The sequence below is a fragment of the Pseudomonas sp. DNDY-54 genome (assembly GCF_019880365.1).
Classification (GTDB): Bacteria; Pseudomonadota; Gammaproteobacteria; order Pseudomonadales; family Pseudomonadaceae; genus Stutzerimonas; species Stutzerimonas stutzeri_P.
In genome coordinates this window covers 262728-278948 of the sequence record NZ_CP082271.1, presented here as the reverse complement: position 1 = coordinate 278948, position 16221 = coordinate 262728, and the positions used below count along the sequence as shown (strand labels likewise).

General features: G+C 61.8%; 18 protein-coding genes. 16 read left to right on the top strand and 2 right to left on the bottom strand.

Annotation, left to right across the window (positions count from 1 at the left end; all coding sequences use genetic code 11):
• Nucleotides 1-248 precede the first annotated feature (248 nt).
• From glnA to ntrC, 5 genes are all read left to right on the top strand, one after another.
• Nucleotides 249-1655: a glutamate--ammonia ligase gene (gene glnA, locus K4O48_RS01340; RefSeq protein WP_019340485.1), complete on the top strand. Its 1407-nt coding sequence runs from the start codon at nucleotides 249-251 to the stop codon at nucleotides 1653-1655.
• A 231-nt stretch (nucleotides 1656-1886) separates the two neighbouring features.
• Nucleotides 1887-2414, top strand: coding sequence for a DUF4124 domain-containing protein (locus tag K4O48_RS01335; protein WP_222910411.1), 528 nt, complete (start codon nucleotides 1887-1889; stop codon nucleotides 2412-2414).
• Nucleotides 2411-3031 (top strand): DUF4124 domain-containing protein, encoded by a 621-nt coding sequence (locus K4O48_RS01330; protein WP_222910410.1) that lies wholly within the window; start codon nucleotides 2411-2413, stop codon nucleotides 3029-3031. Before K4O48_RS01335 ends, K4O48_RS01330 begins: the two co-directional genes overlap by 4 nt.
• A gap of 167 nt (nucleotides 3032-3198) precedes the next feature.
• On the top strand, nucleotides 3199-4281 hold the full coding sequence (gene glnL / locus K4O48_RS01325) for a nitrogen regulation protein NR(II) (RefSeq protein WP_222910409.1): 1083 nt from the start codon (nucleotides 3199-3201) through the stop codon (nucleotides 4279-4281).
• Entirely contained in the window at nucleotides 4278-5714 is a 1437-nt protein-coding gene (ntrC, locus tag K4O48_RS01320) for a nitrogen regulation protein NR(I) (protein ID WP_222910408.1), read from the top strand. The genes glnL and ntrC overlap by 4 nt, the downstream gene beginning before the upstream one ends.
• 25 nt (nucleotides 5715-5739) lie before the next feature.
• On the opposite strand, the gene K4O48_RS01315 is transcribed toward ntrC, so the two are convergent.
• Nucleotides 5740-6180, bottom strand: coding sequence for a hypothetical protein (locus K4O48_RS01315; protein WP_222910407.1), 441 nt, complete (start codon nucleotides 6178-6180; stop codon nucleotides 5740-5742).
• On the opposite strand from K4O48_RS01315, the gene trmL reads away from it, so the two are divergent.
• The 5 genes from trmL (at nucleotide 6179) to K4O48_RS01290 (ending at nucleotide 11612) form a co-directional block, all read left to right on the top strand.
• Nucleotides 6179-6640: a tRNA (uridine(34)/cytosine(34)/5-carboxymethylaminomethyluridine(34)-2'-O)-methyltransferase TrmL gene (gene trmL, locus K4O48_RS01310; RefSeq protein ID WP_222910406.1), complete on the top strand. Its 462-nt coding sequence runs from the start codon at nucleotides 6179-6181 to the stop codon at nucleotides 6638-6640. The two genes, K4O48_RS01315 and trmL, sit on opposite strands and share 2 nt — an antisense overlap.
• A gap of 126 nt (nucleotides 6641-6766) precedes the next feature.
• The gene (locus K4O48_RS01305; RefSeq protein ID WP_222910405.1) at nucleotides 6767-9130 is read left to right on the top strand and encodes an FdhF/YdeP family oxidoreductase; all 2364 of its coding nucleotides are present in this window, start codon (nucleotides 6767-6769) and stop codon (nucleotides 9128-9130) included.
• A 130-nt stretch (nucleotides 9131-9260) separates the two neighbouring features.
• The gene (hslV, locus tag K4O48_RS01300) at nucleotides 9261-9797 is read left to right on the top strand and encodes an ATP-dependent protease subunit HslV (protein ID WP_073303503.1); all 537 of its coding nucleotides are present in this window, start codon (nucleotides 9261-9263) and stop codon (nucleotides 9795-9797) included.
• 28 nt (nucleotides 9798-9825) lie between these two features.
• Nucleotides 9826-11169 (top strand): ATP-dependent protease ATPase subunit HslU, encoded by a 1344-nt coding sequence (hslU, locus tag K4O48_RS01295; RefSeq protein WP_222910404.1) that lies wholly within the window; start codon nucleotides 9826-9828, stop codon nucleotides 11167-11169.
• A 68-nt stretch (nucleotides 11170-11237) separates the two neighbouring features.
• The gene (locus K4O48_RS01290) at nucleotides 11238-11612 is read left to right on the top strand and encodes a gamma-butyrobetaine hydroxylase-like domain-containing protein (protein WP_222910403.1); all 375 of its coding nucleotides are present in this window, start codon (nucleotides 11238-11240) and stop codon (nucleotides 11610-11612) included.
• A gap of 125 nt (nucleotides 11613-11737) precedes the next feature.
• On the opposite strand, the gene K4O48_RS01285 is transcribed toward K4O48_RS01290, so the two are convergent.
• The gene (locus tag K4O48_RS01285; protein WP_222910402.1) at nucleotides 11738-12013 is read right to left on the bottom strand and encodes a polyhydroxyalkanoic acid system family protein; all 276 of its coding nucleotides are present in this window, start codon (nucleotides 12011-12013) and stop codon (nucleotides 11738-11740) included.
• Between the two features lie 178 nt (nucleotides 12014-12191).
• On the opposite strand from K4O48_RS01285, the gene ubiE reads away from it, so the two are divergent.
• Genes ubiE through tatA form a run of 6 tightly spaced genes read left to right on the top strand, consistent with a single transcriptional unit; the run spans nucleotide 12192 to nucleotide 16218 of the window.
• On the top strand, nucleotides 12192-12962 hold the full coding sequence (gene ubiE, locus K4O48_RS01280) for a bifunctional demethylmenaquinone methyltransferase/2-methoxy-6-polyprenyl-1,4-benzoquinol methylase UbiE (RefSeq protein WP_222910401.1): 771 nt from the start codon (nucleotides 12192-12194) through the stop codon (nucleotides 12960-12962).
• Nucleotides 12962-13585 (top strand): SCP2 domain-containing protein, encoded by a 624-nt coding sequence (locus tag K4O48_RS01275; RefSeq protein WP_222910400.1) that lies wholly within the window; start codon nucleotides 12962-12964, stop codon nucleotides 13583-13585. Before ubiE ends, K4O48_RS01275 begins: the two co-directional genes overlap by 1 nt.
• On the top strand, nucleotides 13582-15192 hold the full coding sequence (gene ubiB, locus K4O48_RS01270; RefSeq protein ID WP_222910399.1) for a ubiquinone biosynthesis regulatory protein kinase UbiB: 1611 nt from the start codon (nucleotides 13582-13584) through the stop codon (nucleotides 15190-15192). The genes K4O48_RS01275 and ubiB overlap by 4 nt, the downstream gene beginning before the upstream one ends.
• A 49-nt stretch (nucleotides 15193-15241) precedes the next feature.
• Nucleotides 15242-15637, top strand: coding sequence for a phosphoribosyl-AMP cyclohydrolase (hisI, locus tag K4O48_RS01265; RefSeq protein WP_222910398.1), 396 nt, complete (start codon nucleotides 15242-15244; stop codon nucleotides 15635-15637).
• Nucleotides 15630-15962, top strand: a complete 333-nt coding sequence (locus tag K4O48_RS01260; protein ID WP_222910397.1) for a phosphoribosyl-ATP diphosphatase — start codon at nucleotides 15630-15632, stop codon at nucleotides 15960-15962. The genes hisI and K4O48_RS01260 overlap by 8 nt, the downstream gene beginning before the upstream one ends.
• Before the next feature lie 25 nt (nucleotides 15963-15987).
• Nucleotides 15988-16218 carry a twin-arginine translocase TatA/TatE family subunit gene (gene tatA, locus K4O48_RS01255; RefSeq protein WP_222910396.1) on the top strand — a complete coding sequence of 77 codons (231 nt, stop codon included), beginning with the start codon at nucleotides 15988-15990 and terminating at the stop codon, nucleotides 16216-16218.
• Nucleotides 16219-16221: the final 3 nt, after the last annotated feature.

Sequence of the window (16221 nt, the reverse complement as noted above, 5' to 3'; positions counted from 1 at the left end):
CCTGACTGCACCCAAATTGAACAAAGCCCGAGCCGTGCGCACCAAGAAAGTGCAGTAGATGTGCAAAACGTATCGCGAAACAAAACGCACCGCTGGCGGACCACCGCGCTTGAGCGTCTAGACCCAATACAGAGCACTGGCATGCAATTTGCTCCCTTGTGAGGCAGGTCGCCTTGGCGGAATATCGCCGCCCGGCTTCACCCTGATTCGGAAGCAACCTGTCACGCTTCCACCACTTGGAGAACACCATGTCGAAGTCGCTTCAACTGATCAAAGATTACGATGTGAAGTGGATTGATCTGCGCTTCACTGATACCAAAGGCAAGCAGCACCACGTCACCATCCCGGCTCGTGACGCTCACGATGAAGACTTCTTTGAACATGGGAAGATGTTCGACGGTTCCTCCATCCATGGCTGGAAGGGCATCGAAGCCTCCGACATGATCCTGATGCCGGTTGATGAAACCGCCGTGCTGGACCCGTTCACCGAAGAGCCTACCCTGATTCTGGTCTGCGACATCGTCGAGCCAAGCACCATGCAGGGCTACGACCGCGACCCCCGCTCGATCGCCAAGCGCGCTGAGGAATTCCTCAAGTCGACCGGCATCGGCGACACCGTATTCGTCGGTCCCGAACCCGAGTTCTTCATCTTCGACGAAGTGAAGTTCAAGTCCGACATTTCCGGCTCGATGTTCAAGATCTACTCCGAGCAGGGCTCCTGGATGACCGACCAGGACGTCGAAGGCGGCAACAAGGGCCACCGCCCGGCCGTCAAGGGCGGCTACTTCCCGGTTCCGCCGTGCGACCACGACCACGAAATCCGTACTGCCATGTGCAACGCCATGGAAGAAATGGGCCTGGTCATCGAAGTGCACCACCACGAAGTGGCCACTGCCGGCCAGAACGAAATCGGCGTCAAGTTCAACACGCTGGTCGCCAAGGCCGACGAAGTTCAGACCCTGAAGTACTGCGTGCATAACGTGGCTGATGCCTATGGCAAGACCGCGACCTTCATGCCGAAGCCGCTGTATGGCGACAACGGTTCGGGTATGCACGTGCACATGTCCATCTCCAAGGATGGCAAAAACACCTTCTCGGGCGAAGGCTATGCGGGCCTGTCCGACACGGCGCTGTACTTCATCGGCGGCATCATCAAGCACGGCAAGGCGTTGAACGGCTTCACCAACCCGTCGACCAACTCCTACAAGCGCTTGGTTCCCGGCTTCGAAGCACCGGTCATGCTGGCCTACTCGGCTCGCAACCGCTCCGCCTCCATCCGTATTCCGTACGTTTCGAGCCCGAAAGCCCGTCGTATCGAGGCGCGCTTCCCGGATCCGGCGGCCAACCCGTACCTGTGCTTCGCTGCACTGCTGATGGCTGGCCTGGACGGCATCCAGAACAAGATTCACCCTGGCGATGCGGCCGACAAGAACCTGTACGACCTGCCGCCGGAAGAAGGCAAGCTGATCCCGCAGGTGTGCGGCAGCCTGAAGGAAGCCCTGGAAGAACTCGACAAGGGCCGCGCGTTCCTGACCAAGGGCGGCGTGTTCTCCGACGATTTCATCGACGCCTACCTCGAGCTCAAGAGCGAGGAAGAAATCAAGGTCCGCACCTTCGTGCATCCGCTGGAATACGACCTGTACTACAGCGTCTAAGCCGGTTCGCGCGGGCCTCCTTCGGGAGGCCTCGTTAGCATCTTCAAACCCCGCCCTTACGGCGGGGTTTGTGTTTATGGCACGGAATACCGGCGGATTCGGCAGGAATGGCGGTGACGCTCGCCCAATCGGTCGAGTCAGGTTGCTGCCTCTCCCAATTCACGCTGATGAAACTTGCCTGCACGCCTGAGCGGTGCAAGGCTTGCAGCACCCCATCCGCGGAGCGTCCTCATGCGTATCGCATTGTTCAGCCTGCTTCTACTCGTTGTGGCGTCAGCCCACGCAGAGATTTATAAGTACACCGATGACAAGGGCAATACGGTGTTCACTAATCAGCCTCCCGAAGGCGTCGCCGCCGACACGGTCGACTTGCCGCCGGCCAACACGGTCAACATCCGCACACCCGAGCCACCACCGCCTCTGGAGCAGGAGACGGATCGTCAAGGCAGCGAACAGCCTTACCGGAGCCTGAGCATCGGCGGCGTGCCCGATGAACAGGCGCTGCGTGCAAATAACGGCACCTTTGTTGTCAACGCCCAGCTCGATCCGCCGCTGAAACAGGGCCATCAGGTCCGCTTCCTCCTCGATGGCATCCCGCAGGCGGCCCCCAGCAACAACACGTCCCTGCAGCTAAACAATGTGGACCGCGGCACGCATCTTCTGGAAGTGGAGGTGCTCAGCGGCGAACAGGTGGTTCAGCGCAGCGCCGAACAATTCACCGTTCAGCGGGTTAACACCTCCAGTCCGGCGCGCAGATGAAAGCGCTAACGCTGTTTGCCCTGGCCGCGCTCGCACTGCCCGCGAGCGCCGGTATCTACACCTACACCGACGCGCAGGGCAATCGGGTGTTCACCGATCGCCCCGGCGGCCGGGCGGTTGAGCCAGTCGATGCGAGGCCGGTCAACAGCATGCCCGCGCCGCCGTCCAGGCAGCAGAGCACTCTACGAGAAGCACCACCCACGCCCGGTTTCACCTACCGGCGGGTGGAAATCATCCAACCCGAAGCCGACGCCACCCTGCGCAACAATGCGGGTGACTTGTCCGTCACCGTCACCAGCGAGCCCGCATTGCAGCCAGGGCACCTGTACCGGCTACAACTTGACGGCAGCCCGGGGGTGCCCGACAGCAGCGGACCTGCTTTCACGCTGCACAATATTGATCGCGGCACTCATCAACTGATCGTTGAGGTCATCGACGAGCAAGGGCGGACACTGCAGCGCAGTACGCCTCGCACGTTTCATCTGCTTCGCACCTCGCTTGCACAACGGCGAATGGTCAACCCCTGCCAAAAGGCTGAGTACGGCGTTCGCCCCGAGTGTCCGCTGACCGACAAGCCCAAGGAAAAGAAAGATATTCCCTTCGTGCCCTTTCTGTGACCATTCTATGCACCTGAATGGTGCACGCACCGAACCGACCTGATCCGCTTCACTCGTTTCCGCTGGCGCCCTGCTCTGGAGCGCTAGTGCACACGGCGCCGCGCCGAAAAAGAGCGCCTTGGTTTGCTTCTTGCATTTCCCGTCTTACCTATCGGATGCAGACAGCCATGATCAACGAAGCCCTACAGCGCCTGCTGATCGAGAACCTGACCACCGCGACGCTGCTGCTCGACTCGCGGTTGCGGCTCGAATACATGAACCCGGCGGCCGAGATGCTGCTCGCTGTGAGCGGTCAGCGCAGCCACGGCCAATTCATCAGCGAGCTGTTCACCGAGTCATCCGAAGCCCTCGCGGCCCTACGGCAGGCCGTCGAGCAAGCCCATCCCTTCACCAAACGCGAAGCCACATTGACGTCGACCAACGGCCAGACGCTCACGGTGGATTACGCCGTCACGCCCATGTTGACCCGTCAGGAAACCATGTTGCTGCTCGAGGTGCTGCCGCGTGACCGCCTGCTGCGGATCACTAAGGAAGAGGCGCAACTGTCCGCGCATGAAACAACCAAGATGCTGGTGCGCGGCCTCGCTCACGAGATCAAGAACCCGCTCGGGGGCATCCGTGGCGCGGCGCAGTTGTTGGCGCGTGAGTTGCCCGAGGAGCACCTGAAGGACTACACCGAGGTGATCATCGAGGAGGCCGATCGCTTGCGAAACCTGGTCGACCGGATGCTCGGCTCCAACAAGCTGCCGTCGCTGTCGATGATCAACATCCACGAAGTGCTCGAACATGTGGCCAGCCTGATCGAGGCGGAATGCCAGGGCAGCCTCATTTTGGTGCGCGACTACGACCCGAGCATTCCCGAGGTGTTGCTCGATCGCGAGCAAATGATTCAGGCGGTGCTCAACATCATGCGCAACGCCATGCAGGCGCTGGCCGGCCAGTGCGAGTTGGGCCTCGGCCGACTGACACTGCGCACCCGCACCCTGCGCCAATTCACCATTGGCCATGTCCGGCATCGCCTGGTTGCCCGTATCGAGATCATCGACAACGGACCGGGCATTCCCGCCGAGTTGCAGAACACCCTCTTCTATCCAATGGTCAGCGGGCGCCCGGACGGCACCGGCCTTGGCCTGGCCATTACCCAGAACATCATCAGTCAGCACCAAGGACTGATTGAGTGCGAGAGCCATCCTGGCCATACCGCGTTCTCGATCTTCCTGCCGCTGGAACAAGGAGTCCCATCCGTATGAGCCAAAGCGAAAACGTCTGGATCGTCGACGACGACCGCTCCATCCGCTGGGTACTCGAGAAGGCGCTGCAGCAGGACGGCATGGCCACACAGAGCTTTGACAGCGCCGACGGTGTGCTTTCCCGCCTGTCGCGGCAACAGCCGGATGTCATCATTTCCGATATCCGCATGCCGGGCACCAGCGGCCTGGACCTGCTGAAACAGATCCGCGAACAGTACCCGCGCCTGCCGGTGATCATCATGACCGCGCACTCGGACCTGGACAGCGCGGTGGCGTCTTATCAGGGCGGCGCGTTCGAATACCTGCCCAAGCCTTTCGACGTCGACGATGCGGTCGCGCTGGTCAAGCGCGCCAACCAGCACGCGCAGGAACAGCAACACCTGCAGGAGCCGGCCCACCAGCACCATACGCCAGAGATCATTGGCGAAGCGCCGGCCATGCAGGAGGTCTTTCGCGCCATTGGTCGCCTGTCGCACTCCAACATCACGGTGCTGATCAACGGCGAATCCGGTACCGGCAAGGAGCTGGTTGCACACGCACTGCACCGCCACAGCCCCCGAGCGGCGTCACCGTTCATCGCGTTGAACATGGCAGCGATCCCGAAGGACCTAATGGAATCCGAGCTGTTTGGTCACGAAAAAGGGGCGTTTACGGGCGCGGCCAACCAACGCCGCGGGCGTTTCGAACAAGCGGATGGCGGCACGCTGTTTCTCGACGAAATCGGCGACATGCCGGCCGATACCCAGACCCGCCTGCTGCGCGTACTGGCCGATGGCGAGTTCTACCGGGTCGGTGGGCATACCCCGGTCAAGGTCGATGTGCGCATCATTGCCGCGACGCATCAAGACCTGGAAACACTGGTGCAGGCCGGTAAATTCCGGGAAGACCTGTTTCACCGTCTGAACGTCATCCGCATCCATATCCCTCGCCTGTCGGATCGGCGCGCAGACATCCCTGCATTGGCCCGCCATTTTCTCGCCAGCGCGGCTCAGGAGCTCGCCGTCGAGACCAAGCTGCTCAAGCACGAGACCGAGGAATACCTGCAGAACCTGCCGTGGCCGGGCAACGTACGCCAGCTGGAAAACACCTGCCGCTGGATCACCGTGATGGCCTCCGGGCGCGAGGTACATGTCAGCGACCTGCCACCGGAACTGCTCAACCAACCCGCCGACGCCATGCCAGCAAACAACTGGGAGCAGGCGCTGCACCAGTGGGCCGATCTGGCGCTGGCGCGTGGTCAGTCGAACCTGCTGGACGAAGCCGTGCCGGCCTTCGAGCGCATCATGATCGAGACTGCACTCAAGCACACCGCTGGTCGACGCCGCGATGCGGCCCTGCTGCTGGGTTGGGGTCGCAATACGCTGACGCGCAAGATCAAAGAACTGGGCATGGGCGGCGATGGTGGCGATGAGGACGAGGGCGAAGACAGCTGACCGACGCGCGCGCGTCGGCGATCTATCAGCGCGGCGTCACCCGAACATTGAGCAGCCAGTCGCCACCCCGCTCATCGCCGCTCCACTCAGCGGTGAGCGGCCGGGTCGCCACGAAGTGCAACAGCAACCCCCTCTCGGTGGTTTGCAGGCGCCACCCGACCGTCGTGCCATCCAGGTCCAGCCGTCCATCGGCGGTGCCACCCTGCGCCTGGAACAGCATGCCGACCGCGCCGTCCACCGCTTGACTGTAGAGCTCCGGCTCTCGATCGAACCAGAGCTGCATGCCGCCAGCCACCGGCTCGATGCGCAGCAGTTCGACCGGCCCCGGCGCCATGAGGCGCCCGATCATCGCGCCAACCAGCAACCCGATCAGCACCAGCGAGCCAAAAAAGCGCCGACGATGACGGCGTAGCGGATCGCCTGGCGCAGTAGAATGCCGGTCGTTTTCAGAGTCGGTGACGCGCATGTTCCACGTGATCCTTTTCCAGCCGGAGATTCCGCCGAATACCGGCAACATTATCAGGCTCTGCGCCAACGCCGGCTGCAGCTTGCATCTGATCGAGCCGCTGGGGTTTGAGCTGGACGACAAGCGCTTGCGGCGCGCGGGTCTGGATTACCACGAATATGCCCCTCTCAAACGCCACGCGGACCTGCCGAGCTGCCTGGCGAGTATCGGCCCGACGCGGCTGTTCGCTTTCACCACCAAAGGCTCGCAGCCCTTCCACCAGGTGCAATACCGACGCGGCGATGCGTTTCTGTTCGGCCCGGAAAGTCGTGGGCTGCCGCCAGACATTCGCGACGCATTGCCCAGCGAACATCGTGTACGCCTGCCGATGCGCCCAGACAGCCGCAGCCTGAACCTTTCCAATACCGTCGCCGTGGCCGTTTACGAAGCCTGGCGGCAGCTGGACTTCGCCCTTGAGTAGCGTGGCGGCAACGCTCGTCAGTCGCAGATACCCCTGTCATCCACACGGTTGAACGTTCAAACCGGCTCCACGTCGTAACTAGATACCCGCCGCCGCGCATTCGCGGCCAGCGCAAAGGAGTACGACGTGAGCAAGCCAACGTTCAAGCCCTATGACGCGCCTTCGGGCGGCTGGGGCTCGGCCTATTCGGTCGCCAACATCCTCATCCGTGAAAAAATCCCACTCTCGGGCGCATCACTGCTGCTCAAGCAGAACAAGCCAATCGACGGATTCGCCTGCGTCAGCTGCGCCTGGGCCAAGCCACACCCATCACGACCGTTGTCATTCTGCGAGAACGGCGCCAAGGCCACCGCGTGGGAAAACACGAGCCGCCGCTGCGGCCCCGAGTTTTTCAACCGCCACACCGTTACCGAGTTGCTCAACTGGACGGACTTCGACCTCGAGCAGCAAGGCCGACTGACGCATCCGCTGCGCTACGACCCGGCCAGTGACAAGTATCAGCAGGTCAGCTGGGAGCAGGCCTTCGAGGAGATCGGTCGCGAACTCAAAGCCATGGCAGACCCCAACGACGTGGTTTTCTACATGTCCGGGCGCGCCTCGCTCGAGACGGCGTACATGTATGCGCTGATGGCGCGCATGTATGGCACCAACAACCTGCCGGACAGCTCCAACATGTGCCATGAGAGCTCGTCGGTAGCACTGCCGGAGAGCATCGGCGTGCCGGTGGCGACCGTCACGCTGAATGATCTGGAAAAGATGGACGGCATGTTGTTCTTCGGCCAGAACACCGGCACCTGCAGCCCGCGCATGCTGCATGACTTGCAGGAAGCCCGCGAGCGCGGCGCGCCGATCATTACCTTCAACCCGATCCGCGAGCGCGGCCTGGAGCGCTTCGTCAATCCGCAATCGCCACGGGAAATGCTGACGCCGGACGAAACCACCATCAGCACCCAGTACCACCAATTGAAGATCGGAGGCGATATAGCGGCCATCGCCGGCATGTGCAAGGCGCTGTTCGCCATGGACGACGCCGCGGCGGCCGCCGGCCGTCCCCGCGTGCTGGATGTCGAATTCATCAAGGAACACACCCACGGCTTCGAGGCATTCAAGGAGCGTATGTGTGGTTACAGCTGGCCGGTGCTGGAGCGCCGCGCGGGGCTAAGCCGCAGCGCAATGGAGGCGGCCGCGGTGACCTACGCCGGCTGCAAGCGGGTTGTGGCGGCCTATGGCATGGGCCTGACCCAACACCGCCACGGCGTTGAGGCAATCCAGATGCTGGTCAATCTGCTGCTGTTACGCGGCAATATGGGCAAGGTAGGCGCCGGCATCCTGCCCGTACGCGGCCACTCCAACGTGCAGGGCCAGCGTACCGTCGGCATTACCGAGAAAGCGGCAAAGGTGCCCGCCGAAAATCTCCGCCGTCAGTTCGGCTTCGAGTCACCTACCGAGGACGGGGTAAATACCATCGAAGCCTGCGAAGGGATTCTCGCCGGCAAGATCAAAGGCTTTATCGCCATGGGCGGCAACTTCGTCCGGGCCATTCCGGACACCCTGCAAATGGAGCCGGCCTGGCGCAACCTGCAGCTCTCCGTGCAGATTTCAACCAAGCTCAACCGCAATCATCTGATTACGGGGAAGGTGTCCTACGTTCTGCCCTGCCTGGGTCGCACTGAGATTGATCGCCAGGCCACAGGCGAGCAGCGCAACACCACCGAGGACAGCACGGGCTGCATCCGCGCCTGGCGTGGCGTCGCCGAACCTGCGGGGGACTATCTGTTATCGGAGCCGGCAATCGTCGCGCGCCTCGCCAAGGCCACGCTGGTCGACAATCCGAATCTCGATTGGGACGCCTGGGTCGGCAACTATGACTTGGTGCGGGACGCCATTGCCGAGAGCTATCCCGAGATTTTCCACGACTTCAACGTACGGATGATGGAGCCCGGCGGCTTCCATCGGCCGTTGGGAGCGAGCAAGCGCGAGTGGGCGACCGAGACCGGCAAGGCCAATTTCATCAACCCGCCCATGCTCGCAGAGGATCCGGACACGGAGGAAGGCGGTCATGAACAGCGCGACGTCCTGCAACTGATGACGCTACGCAGCAATGATCAGTTCAATACCACCGTCTATGGCTACAACGATCGCTTCCGCGGTATCCACGGCACTCGCGCGGTGATCCTGATGAACTGCAACGACATGGCGCGCCTCGGACTGGCTGAAGGCGACAAAATCGAAGCCGTCACCGTGGCCGACGACGGTGTGCATCGTGCGGTGGGGCCGCTGCGGGTAACCCCTTACGGAATTCCGGAAGGTTGTTGCGCCGGGTATTACCCCGAATGCAATGCGCTCCTCCCGGTCTGGCACCACGCCAAACGCAGCAAGGTTCCGGCGGCCAAGTCGATCCCCGTGCGCCTGCGCAAGGTCATCGCCTTCAGCGATGACCAAAAAGTCCCGGTCGAGCCCGATCCCCCTGCCGGGGTCGGCGCGGCCTAAGCCACATCTCGCCCGGCCGTCGCGCCGGGCTTCCCCAAGCGATTCCTGAACGCCGGTTGAAATGCGGGAGGATGTCCCCCATATCAACCGCATTCGGGCATTCATCGCCCCGCAGTGTGGAGAAATTCCTTTGACCACCATCGTTTCAGTCCGCCGCAACGGCAAAGTCGTCATGGGCGGCGACGGCCAGGTGTCCCTCGGCAACACCGTGATGAAAGGCAACGCGAAGAAAGTCCGTCGTCTTTATCACGGTCAGGTACTGGCCGGCTTTGCCGGTGCAACGGCCGACGCCTTCACGCTGTTCGAGCGCTTCGAGGGCCAGCTGGAAAAACATCAGGGTCACCTTGTTCGTGCCGCCGTGGAGCTGGCTAAGGACTGGCGGACCGATCGCTCGCTGAGCCGCCTGGAAGCCATGTTGGCCGTGGCGAATAAAGACGCGTCACTGATCATTACCGGCAATGGTGACGTCGTGCAGCCCGAAAACGACCTGATCGCCATGGGCTCGGGTGGCGGTTTCGCCCAGGCTGCCGCTATGGCCTTGATGCAAAAAGGCGACGAGAGCATGTCCGCGCAGGACATCACCGAAACCGCGCTGAACATCGCCGGCACCATCTGCGTCTTCACCAACCAGAACTTGACCATCGAGGAGCTCGACAGCGCGGTCTGACCGTCCTCGAGCCCCGGAGTACCGCACCATGTCCATGACGCCCCGCGAGATCGTCCACGAACTCAACCGCCACATCATCGGCCAGGACGACGCCAAGCGAGCCGTCGCCATTGCCCTGCGCAACCGTTGGCGGCGCATGCAGCTCTCCCCCGAGCTGCGCCCGGAAGTCACCCCGAAGAACATCCTTATGATCGGCCCGACCGGCGTCGGCAAGACCGAGATCGCCCGCCGCCTAGCCAAGCTGGCCAATGCCCCCTTCATCAAAGTCGAAGCGACGAAATTTACCGAAGTCGGCTACGTCGGTCGTGACGTGGAGTCGATCATCCGCGACCTGGCCGATGCCGCGCTGAAAATGATGCGTGAGCAGGAAGTCGACAAGATGCGTCATCGTGCCGAGGATGCCGCCGAAGAGCGGATTCTCGACGCCCTGCTGCCCCAGGCACGCCCCGCCGGTTTCAGTGACGAGCCGGTGCAGAGCACCGATTCAAACACCCGCCAACTGTTCCGCAAACGCCTTCGCGAAGGCCAGCTGGACGACAAGGAAATCGATATCGAAGTCGCCGAGAACCCAGGCGGCGTGGAAATCATGGCCCCACCCGGCATGGAGGAGATGACCAACCAGCTGCAGAACCTGTTCTCCAACATGGGCAAGGGCAAGAAGAAGAGCCGCAAGCTGAAGATCAAGGATGCGCTCAAGCTGGTCCGCGACGAGGAAGCGGCCCGGTTGGTCAACGAAGAAGAATTGAAAGCCCGTGCGCTGGAAGCCGTGGAGCAGCACGGCATCGTCTTCATCGATGAGATCGACAAGGTTGCCAAACGCGGCAACACCAGCGGCGCCGATGTGTCACGCGAAGGCGTGCAGCGCGACCTGCTGCCGCTGATCGAAGGCAGCACCGTCAACACCAAGCTCGGCATGGTCAAGACCGATCACATCCTGTTCATTGCATCGGGCGCGTTTCACCTGTCCAAGCCCAGCGATCTGGTGCCTGAACTACAAGGTCGCCTGCCGATCCGGGTCGAGCTCAAGGCGCTGTCGCCGGAAGACTTCGAACGCATCCTCACCGAACCGCACGCCTCGCTCACTGAGCAGTACCGTGAACTGCTCAAGACCGAAGGGCTGGGCATCGAATTCGCCGAGGATGGCATCAAGCGTCTGGCGCAGATCGCCTGGCAAGTGAACGAGAAGACCGAGAACATCGGTGCACGCCGTCTTCACACCTTGCTGGAGCGCTTGCTGGAGGAGGTGTCGTTCAGTGCCGGCGATCTGGCCGGCCAACAGAATGGCGAACCGATCCGTATCGACGTCGACTACGTCAACAGCCACCTCGGTGAGCTGGCCGAAGACGAAGACCTGTCGCGCTACATCCTTTAATCGGGAGGCCACAAGTCAGGAGTTGCAAGCGCGCCACTCCTGATGCCGCCCACGCCCGGAGTCCCGGCATGCGCATTCCAACCGCCATCAAGCTGCACAAGCTCTCCAAGACGCTGGAGCTGGAATATGGCCCAGAGCAGCGTTACGTGCTACCCGCCGAATTCCTCCGCGTTCACTCCCCCTCAGCCGAGGTGCAAGGTCACGGTAATCCGATCCTGCAGACCGGAAAGATCAACGTCGCACTGGAGGGTATCGAGCCGGCCGGCCAATACGCACTGAAACTCACGTTCAGCGATGGCCACGACAGCGGCCTGTATACCTGGGATTACCTTTACCACCTGGCCAGCAACCAGCAGCAGCTGTGGGATGACTACCTGGACACACTGGCGAAAGCAGGAAAGTCCCGTGATCCGGACATCTCGCCGGTGAAGATGATGCTCTGAAGGCAGGCTTCTGCAAGGTCGACCCAAGGTTCACCGAGCAGCGCCACGGTGGATGTAAAAAGCGACATCCACCCTACATCCTGGACCTCTCGTCGGGGCGGCCGATGGGCTCAACGACAGTCGGCTCAAGCCAGCGCCTTGTCCAATGCACGCTCAATCTCCGCCTGGACATTGCCGCCCATGGCCGACAGCAGCCAACCAAGGTTCAGCAAGACTTTAACGCGGCGCTCTTCCACCTCGATGCGGCCCTCCGCCCCGCTACGCCGCACAGCCAGCACATCGCCTTGCCATTCACAACTCACACCGTATTCACGCGACAGTTTCGCAGCCACTTGTTCGGCTTTTTCTCGCGCCACCTCGCGGCCAAGGGTGTGGGTGCGCTCAACAACGATGCGGGCCATGGCGACTCCTGAAAGGCAGGCCGAAAAAAGGGCGCACTATACCAGCGTGCAGCAGCTGCAACCGGCCATCGGACGCGGGCGGACGTTGCCTTCGCTGCGCTGACTTGCCGCTCGCGGCGTCGCGCTCAACGACGCTTTTAGGTTTAGAATGCCGGCACATTCTTCCGGTGACAGTGACATGACCGATCCCCGCAAAGAGCGTGACGCAGAACCCACCACCCACTTCGGCTACAAGAACGTGCCGGAGAGCGAGAAGGCGCACAAGGTGGCCGAGGTGTTCCATTCTGTAGCCGCCAAATACGACCTGATGAACGACCTGATGTCCGGCGGCGTGCATCGCCTCTGGAAGCGCTTCACCATCGAGTTGTCCGGCGTGCGCCACGGCAATCGCGTACTGGACATCGCTGGCGGTACGGGCGATCTGGCGAGACAGTTCTCGCGCATCGTCGGCCCGACCGGCGAGGTTGTGCTAGCCGATATCAACGCCTCGATGCTAAAGGTCGGGCGTGACCGCCTGCTGGACAAGGGCGTGGCCGGTAACGTGAAGTTCGTGCAGGCGGATGCCGAGAAGCTTCCGTTCCCCGACAACTATTTCGATGTGGTGACCATCGCCTTCGGCCTGCGCAACGTGACGCACAAGGAAGACGCTATCGCCTCCATGTTGCGCGTGCTCAAGCCCGGCGGACGGCTGCTGGTGTTGGAATTTTCCAAGCCCACTAATCAGCTGTTTTCCAAGGCGTACGACGCCTACTCGTTCAGCCTGCTCCCGATGATGGGCAAGCTGATCACCAACGATTCGGAGAGCTACCGCTACCTGGCCGAGTCGATCCGCATGCACCCGGATCAGGAAACGCTCAAAGGCATGATGGTCGATGCCGGTTTTGAGCGCGTCACCTATCACAACATGACGGGCGGCATCGTCGCCCTGCACCGCGGCATCAAACCCTGATGCTGCGCACCGCGCTGCTGGCCGGCGTCGAGCAAGCGATCAATCGCGCGCTGCGCCTGGATCCGACGGCCCTGCCGCGGCTGGCTCGGCTCGGCGGTCGCATCATCGAGATCGACTGCACGGCACCCACCTGGCGGTTGTTCATTCTCGCGGATGGCGAAGGTCTGCGCCTCGCCGAAGCGTGGGGCAGCGAACCCGACTGCCGTCTGCGCGCGCCTGCAACCAGCTTGTTGCGGCTGGCCGCCAGCCGCAACAAGACGGCAATCCTGCACGGGCCGGATGTCGAGATTGACGGTGACAGTGGTGTGCTGATGAGCCTCGCTGAGGTTCTGCAGGACCTCGAACTGGACTGGGAATATGAGGTTTCACGCTGGCTCGGTCCGGTCGCTACGCAACTGCTTGGCTCCGGTATCCGAAGCCAGACCGCCTGGGCGCGACAAAGTGCCCAAAGCCTGCGTCAGAGCCTCGCCGACTATTTAAACGAAGAATCCCGAGCCCTGGTCGGCCTAGCCGAGGCAGAAACCCGCTTTGCCGAACTTGATCGCCTCAAGCTTGACCTTGACCGACTCGAAGCCCGCATCGAGCGGCTCAACCCATCTCTGAAACCAGACCGATCCAAATGAAGCTGTTCGCCGCGACTCGCCGCCTGTTTCGCATCCTGCTGGTGGTGATCCGCTACCGCCTCGACGACATCATCCTCGACCTGCCAATGCCCTGGTGGCTGCGCGCGACCAGCTGTCTGCTGCCTTGGCGCTGGCTGCCTCGCCGGCGGACCGAGCTCTCGCGGGGGGCGCGTTTGCGTCTGGCACTCGAGGGCCTGGGGCCGATCTTCATCAAGTTCGGTCAGATTCTCTCGACCCGCCGTGATCTGCTGCCGCTGGATATCGCCGAAGAGCTGGCGATGCTGCAGGATCGAGTCCCGCCGTTCGATTCGGCCGTCGCACAAGCGCTGATCGAACGGCAGCTGGGCGCACCGGTAGGTGAGGTGTTTGCCCGCTTCGACAGCAAGCCGCTGGCCTCCGCCTCGGTAGCCCAGGTTCATGCCGCGAAGTTGCGCAGCGGCGAAGAAGTGGTGGTCAAGGTCGTCCGACCCAATCTGCGCCCCATCATCAGCCAGGATATTGCGTGGTTGTTCCTGCTCGCCAAAACCGCCGAACGCGCTTCGACCGAAGCCCGCCGCCTGCACCTCGTCGAAGTGGTCGATGACTACGCCAAAACCATCTACGACGAGCTCGACCTGCTGCGCGAAGCGGCCAACGCCAGCCAGCTCAAGCGCAACTTTCAGGGTTCGCCGCTGCTGTACGTGCCCCAGGTCTACTGGGATCTCTGCCGTCCACAAGTGTTGGTGATGGAGCGCATCTACGGCGTTCCGGTCACCGACATGACCCGCTTAGCCGAGCAGCGCACCGACATGAAGCAGCTAGCCGAACGCGGTGTTGAGATCTTTTTCACCCAGGTGTTTCGAGACAGCTTTTTCCACGCCGACATGCACCCCGGCAATATTTTCGTCAGCACCCACCAACCGTGGAACCCGCAGTACATCGCCGTAGATTTCGGCATCGTGGGCAGCCTCACGCCTGAAGATCAGGATTACCTCGCGCGCAACCTGATGGCGTTTTTCAGACGCGACTACCGCAAGGTAGCGCAGCTACACATCGATTCCGGCTGGGTGCCCGCGGAAACCAAGGTCAACGAGTTCGAAGCGGCGATTCGTACCGTCTGCGAGCCAATCTTCGAAAAGCCGTTGAAGGACATCTCATTCGGACAGCTCCTTGTTCGACTGTTCCAGGTCGCACGGCGCTTCAACATGGAAGTCCAGCCGCAGCTCGTGCTACTACAGAAGACGCTGCTGAACATCGAAGGCCTGGGTCGCGAGCTCTACCCCGAGCTCGATCTCTGGGCCACCGGCCAGCCGTACCTAGAGCGGTGGATGCGGGAGCGCATGAGCCCGAAGCAGTTGCTGAAGAATGCGCAAGCGCAGATCGAGCAACTGCCGCACCTCGCCGGCATGACTCGCGAACTGCTTGAACGCATGTCCAACCCCCACGCGAACAATCTGCCGCCACCTTGGCGTGAGCAGCGCCATCATTGGCCACTGCGGCTCGTCGGTGCCTTGTTGCTGGGCGGTGGTGCAACGCTGGCTGCAGGTATGGACAGCTATTCATGGGTGACGAGTTGGCCATCAGGGCTGATGCTCGCGGCCGGCATTTACATCGTGGTACGCCGATAGCCAGCGGTCGGCGAGGCTGGCACACTTGGGGCATTGAGCGGAGAATTCGATGGACTGGCTGGACCAAATCAACTGGAACGAAGACGGCCTGGTGCCGGCTATCGCGCAGGATCATCAGACCGGCCGCATCTTGATGATGGCCTGGATGAACCGTGAAGCACTGGCGCTGACGGCGACCGAAAACCGTGCCGTTTATTGGTCACGTTCGCGTGGCAAGCTGTGGCGCAAGGGGGAAGAGTCCGGGCATGTACAGCAGCTCCATGAACTGCGCCTGGATTGTGATGCCGATGTCGTCGTGTTGAGGGTCGAGCAGATCGGCGGCATCGCGTGCCATACCGGTCGCGAGAGCTGCTTCTACCGGATATACGAGAACGGTGACTGGAAAACCGTTGAGCCTGTCCTCAAGGACCCGCACGCCATTTACGCGGAGCACAAACATGAGTGACACCTTTGCCCGCCTGGCGGATGTGCTGGAGTCCCGCAAGGGTGCCGCAGCGGACAGCTCTTACGTGGCCAGCCTGTATCACAAAGGCTTGAACAAGATTCTCGAGAAGGTTGGCGAAGAATCGGTGGAAACCATTCTGGCCGCAAAAGATGCTGCCGCCAGCGGCGACGCTAGTGACCTAATCTACGAAACCGCCGACTTGTGGTTTCACAGCCTGGTGATGCTGGCTGCTCTGGACCAGCATCCACAGGCGGTTCTAGACGAACTGGACCGGCGATTCGGTCTCTCAGGGCATGCGGAAAAAGCCGCACGCCCACAATCCTGATAAGACAACTACGGAGTACTGCAGCATGGGTTTTGGTGGAATCAGCGTCTGGCAACTCCTGATCGTACTGCTCATCGTGGTCATGCTTTTTGGCACCAAGCGCCTCAAGGGCCTGGGCTCCGACCTCGGCGACGCGATCAAGGGCTTCCGCAAGTCCATGGGTACCGATGAGGAGAAGCCCAGCGTCGAAGAAAAGCAGAATCACACCATCGATGCCGAGGCCCGCAAGGTCGAAGATCCGACGAAGAAGAACTGAGGC

Bases quoted from the DNA above. Each gene is read 5' to 3' on its own strand.
- glnA (WP_019340485.1), top strand. From the start codon at position 249: ATGTCGAAGTCGCTTCAACTGATCAAAGATTACGATGTGAAGTGGATT.
- K4O48_RS01315 (WP_222910407.1), bottom strand. From the start codon at position 6,180: ATGCGCGTCACCGACTCTGAAAACGACCGGCATTCTACTGCGCCAGGC.
- ubiB (WP_222910399.1), top strand. From the start codon at position 13,582: ATGAAGCTGTTCGCCGCGACTCGCCGCCTGTTTCGCATCCTGCTGGTG.
- ubiE (WP_222910401.1), top strand. From the start codon at position 12,192: ATGACCGATCCCCGCAAAGAGCGTGACGCAGAACCCACCACCCACTTC.
- K4O48_RS01260 (WP_222910397.1), top strand. From the start codon at position 15,630: ATGAGTGACACCTTTGCCCGCCTGGCGGATGTGCTGGAGTCCCGCAAG.
- glnL (WP_222910409.1), top strand. From the start codon at position 3,199: ATGATCAACGAAGCCCTACAGCGCCTGCTGATCGAGAACCTGACCACC.
- K4O48_RS01275 (WP_222910400.1), top strand. From the start codon at position 12,962: ATGCTGCGCACCGCGCTGCTGGCCGGCGTCGAGCAAGCGATCAATCGC.
- ntrC (WP_222910408.1), top strand. From the start codon at position 4,278: ATGAGCCAAAGCGAAAACGTCTGGATCGTCGACGACGACCGCTCCATC.
- K4O48_RS01330 (WP_222910410.1), top strand. From the start codon at position 2,411: ATGAAAGCGCTAACGCTGTTTGCCCTGGCCGCGCTCGCACTGCCCGCG.
- tatA (WP_222910396.1), top strand. From the start codon at position 15,988: ATGGGTTTTGGTGGAATCAGCGTCTGGCAACTCCTGATCGTACTGCTC.
- trmL (WP_222910406.1), top strand. From the start codon at position 6,179: ATGTTCCACGTGATCCTTTTCCAGCCGGAGATTCCGCCGAATACCGGC.
- K4O48_RS01285 (WP_222910402.1), bottom strand. From the start codon at position 12,013: ATGGCCCGCATCGTTGTTGAGCGCACCCACACCCTTGGCCGCGAGGTG.
- hisI (WP_222910398.1), top strand. From the start codon at position 15,242: ATGGACTGGCTGGACCAAATCAACTGGAACGAAGACGGCCTGGTGCCG.
- hslU (WP_222910404.1), top strand. From the start codon at position 9,826: ATGTCCATGACGCCCCGCGAGATCGTCCACGAACTCAACCGCCACATC.
- K4O48_RS01290 (WP_222910403.1), top strand. From the start codon at position 11,238: ATGCGCATTCCAACCGCCATCAAGCTGCACAAGCTCTCCAAGACGCTG.
- K4O48_RS01335 (WP_222910411.1), top strand. From the start codon at position 1,887: ATGCGTATCGCATTGTTCAGCCTGCTTCTACTCGTTGTGGCGTCAGCC.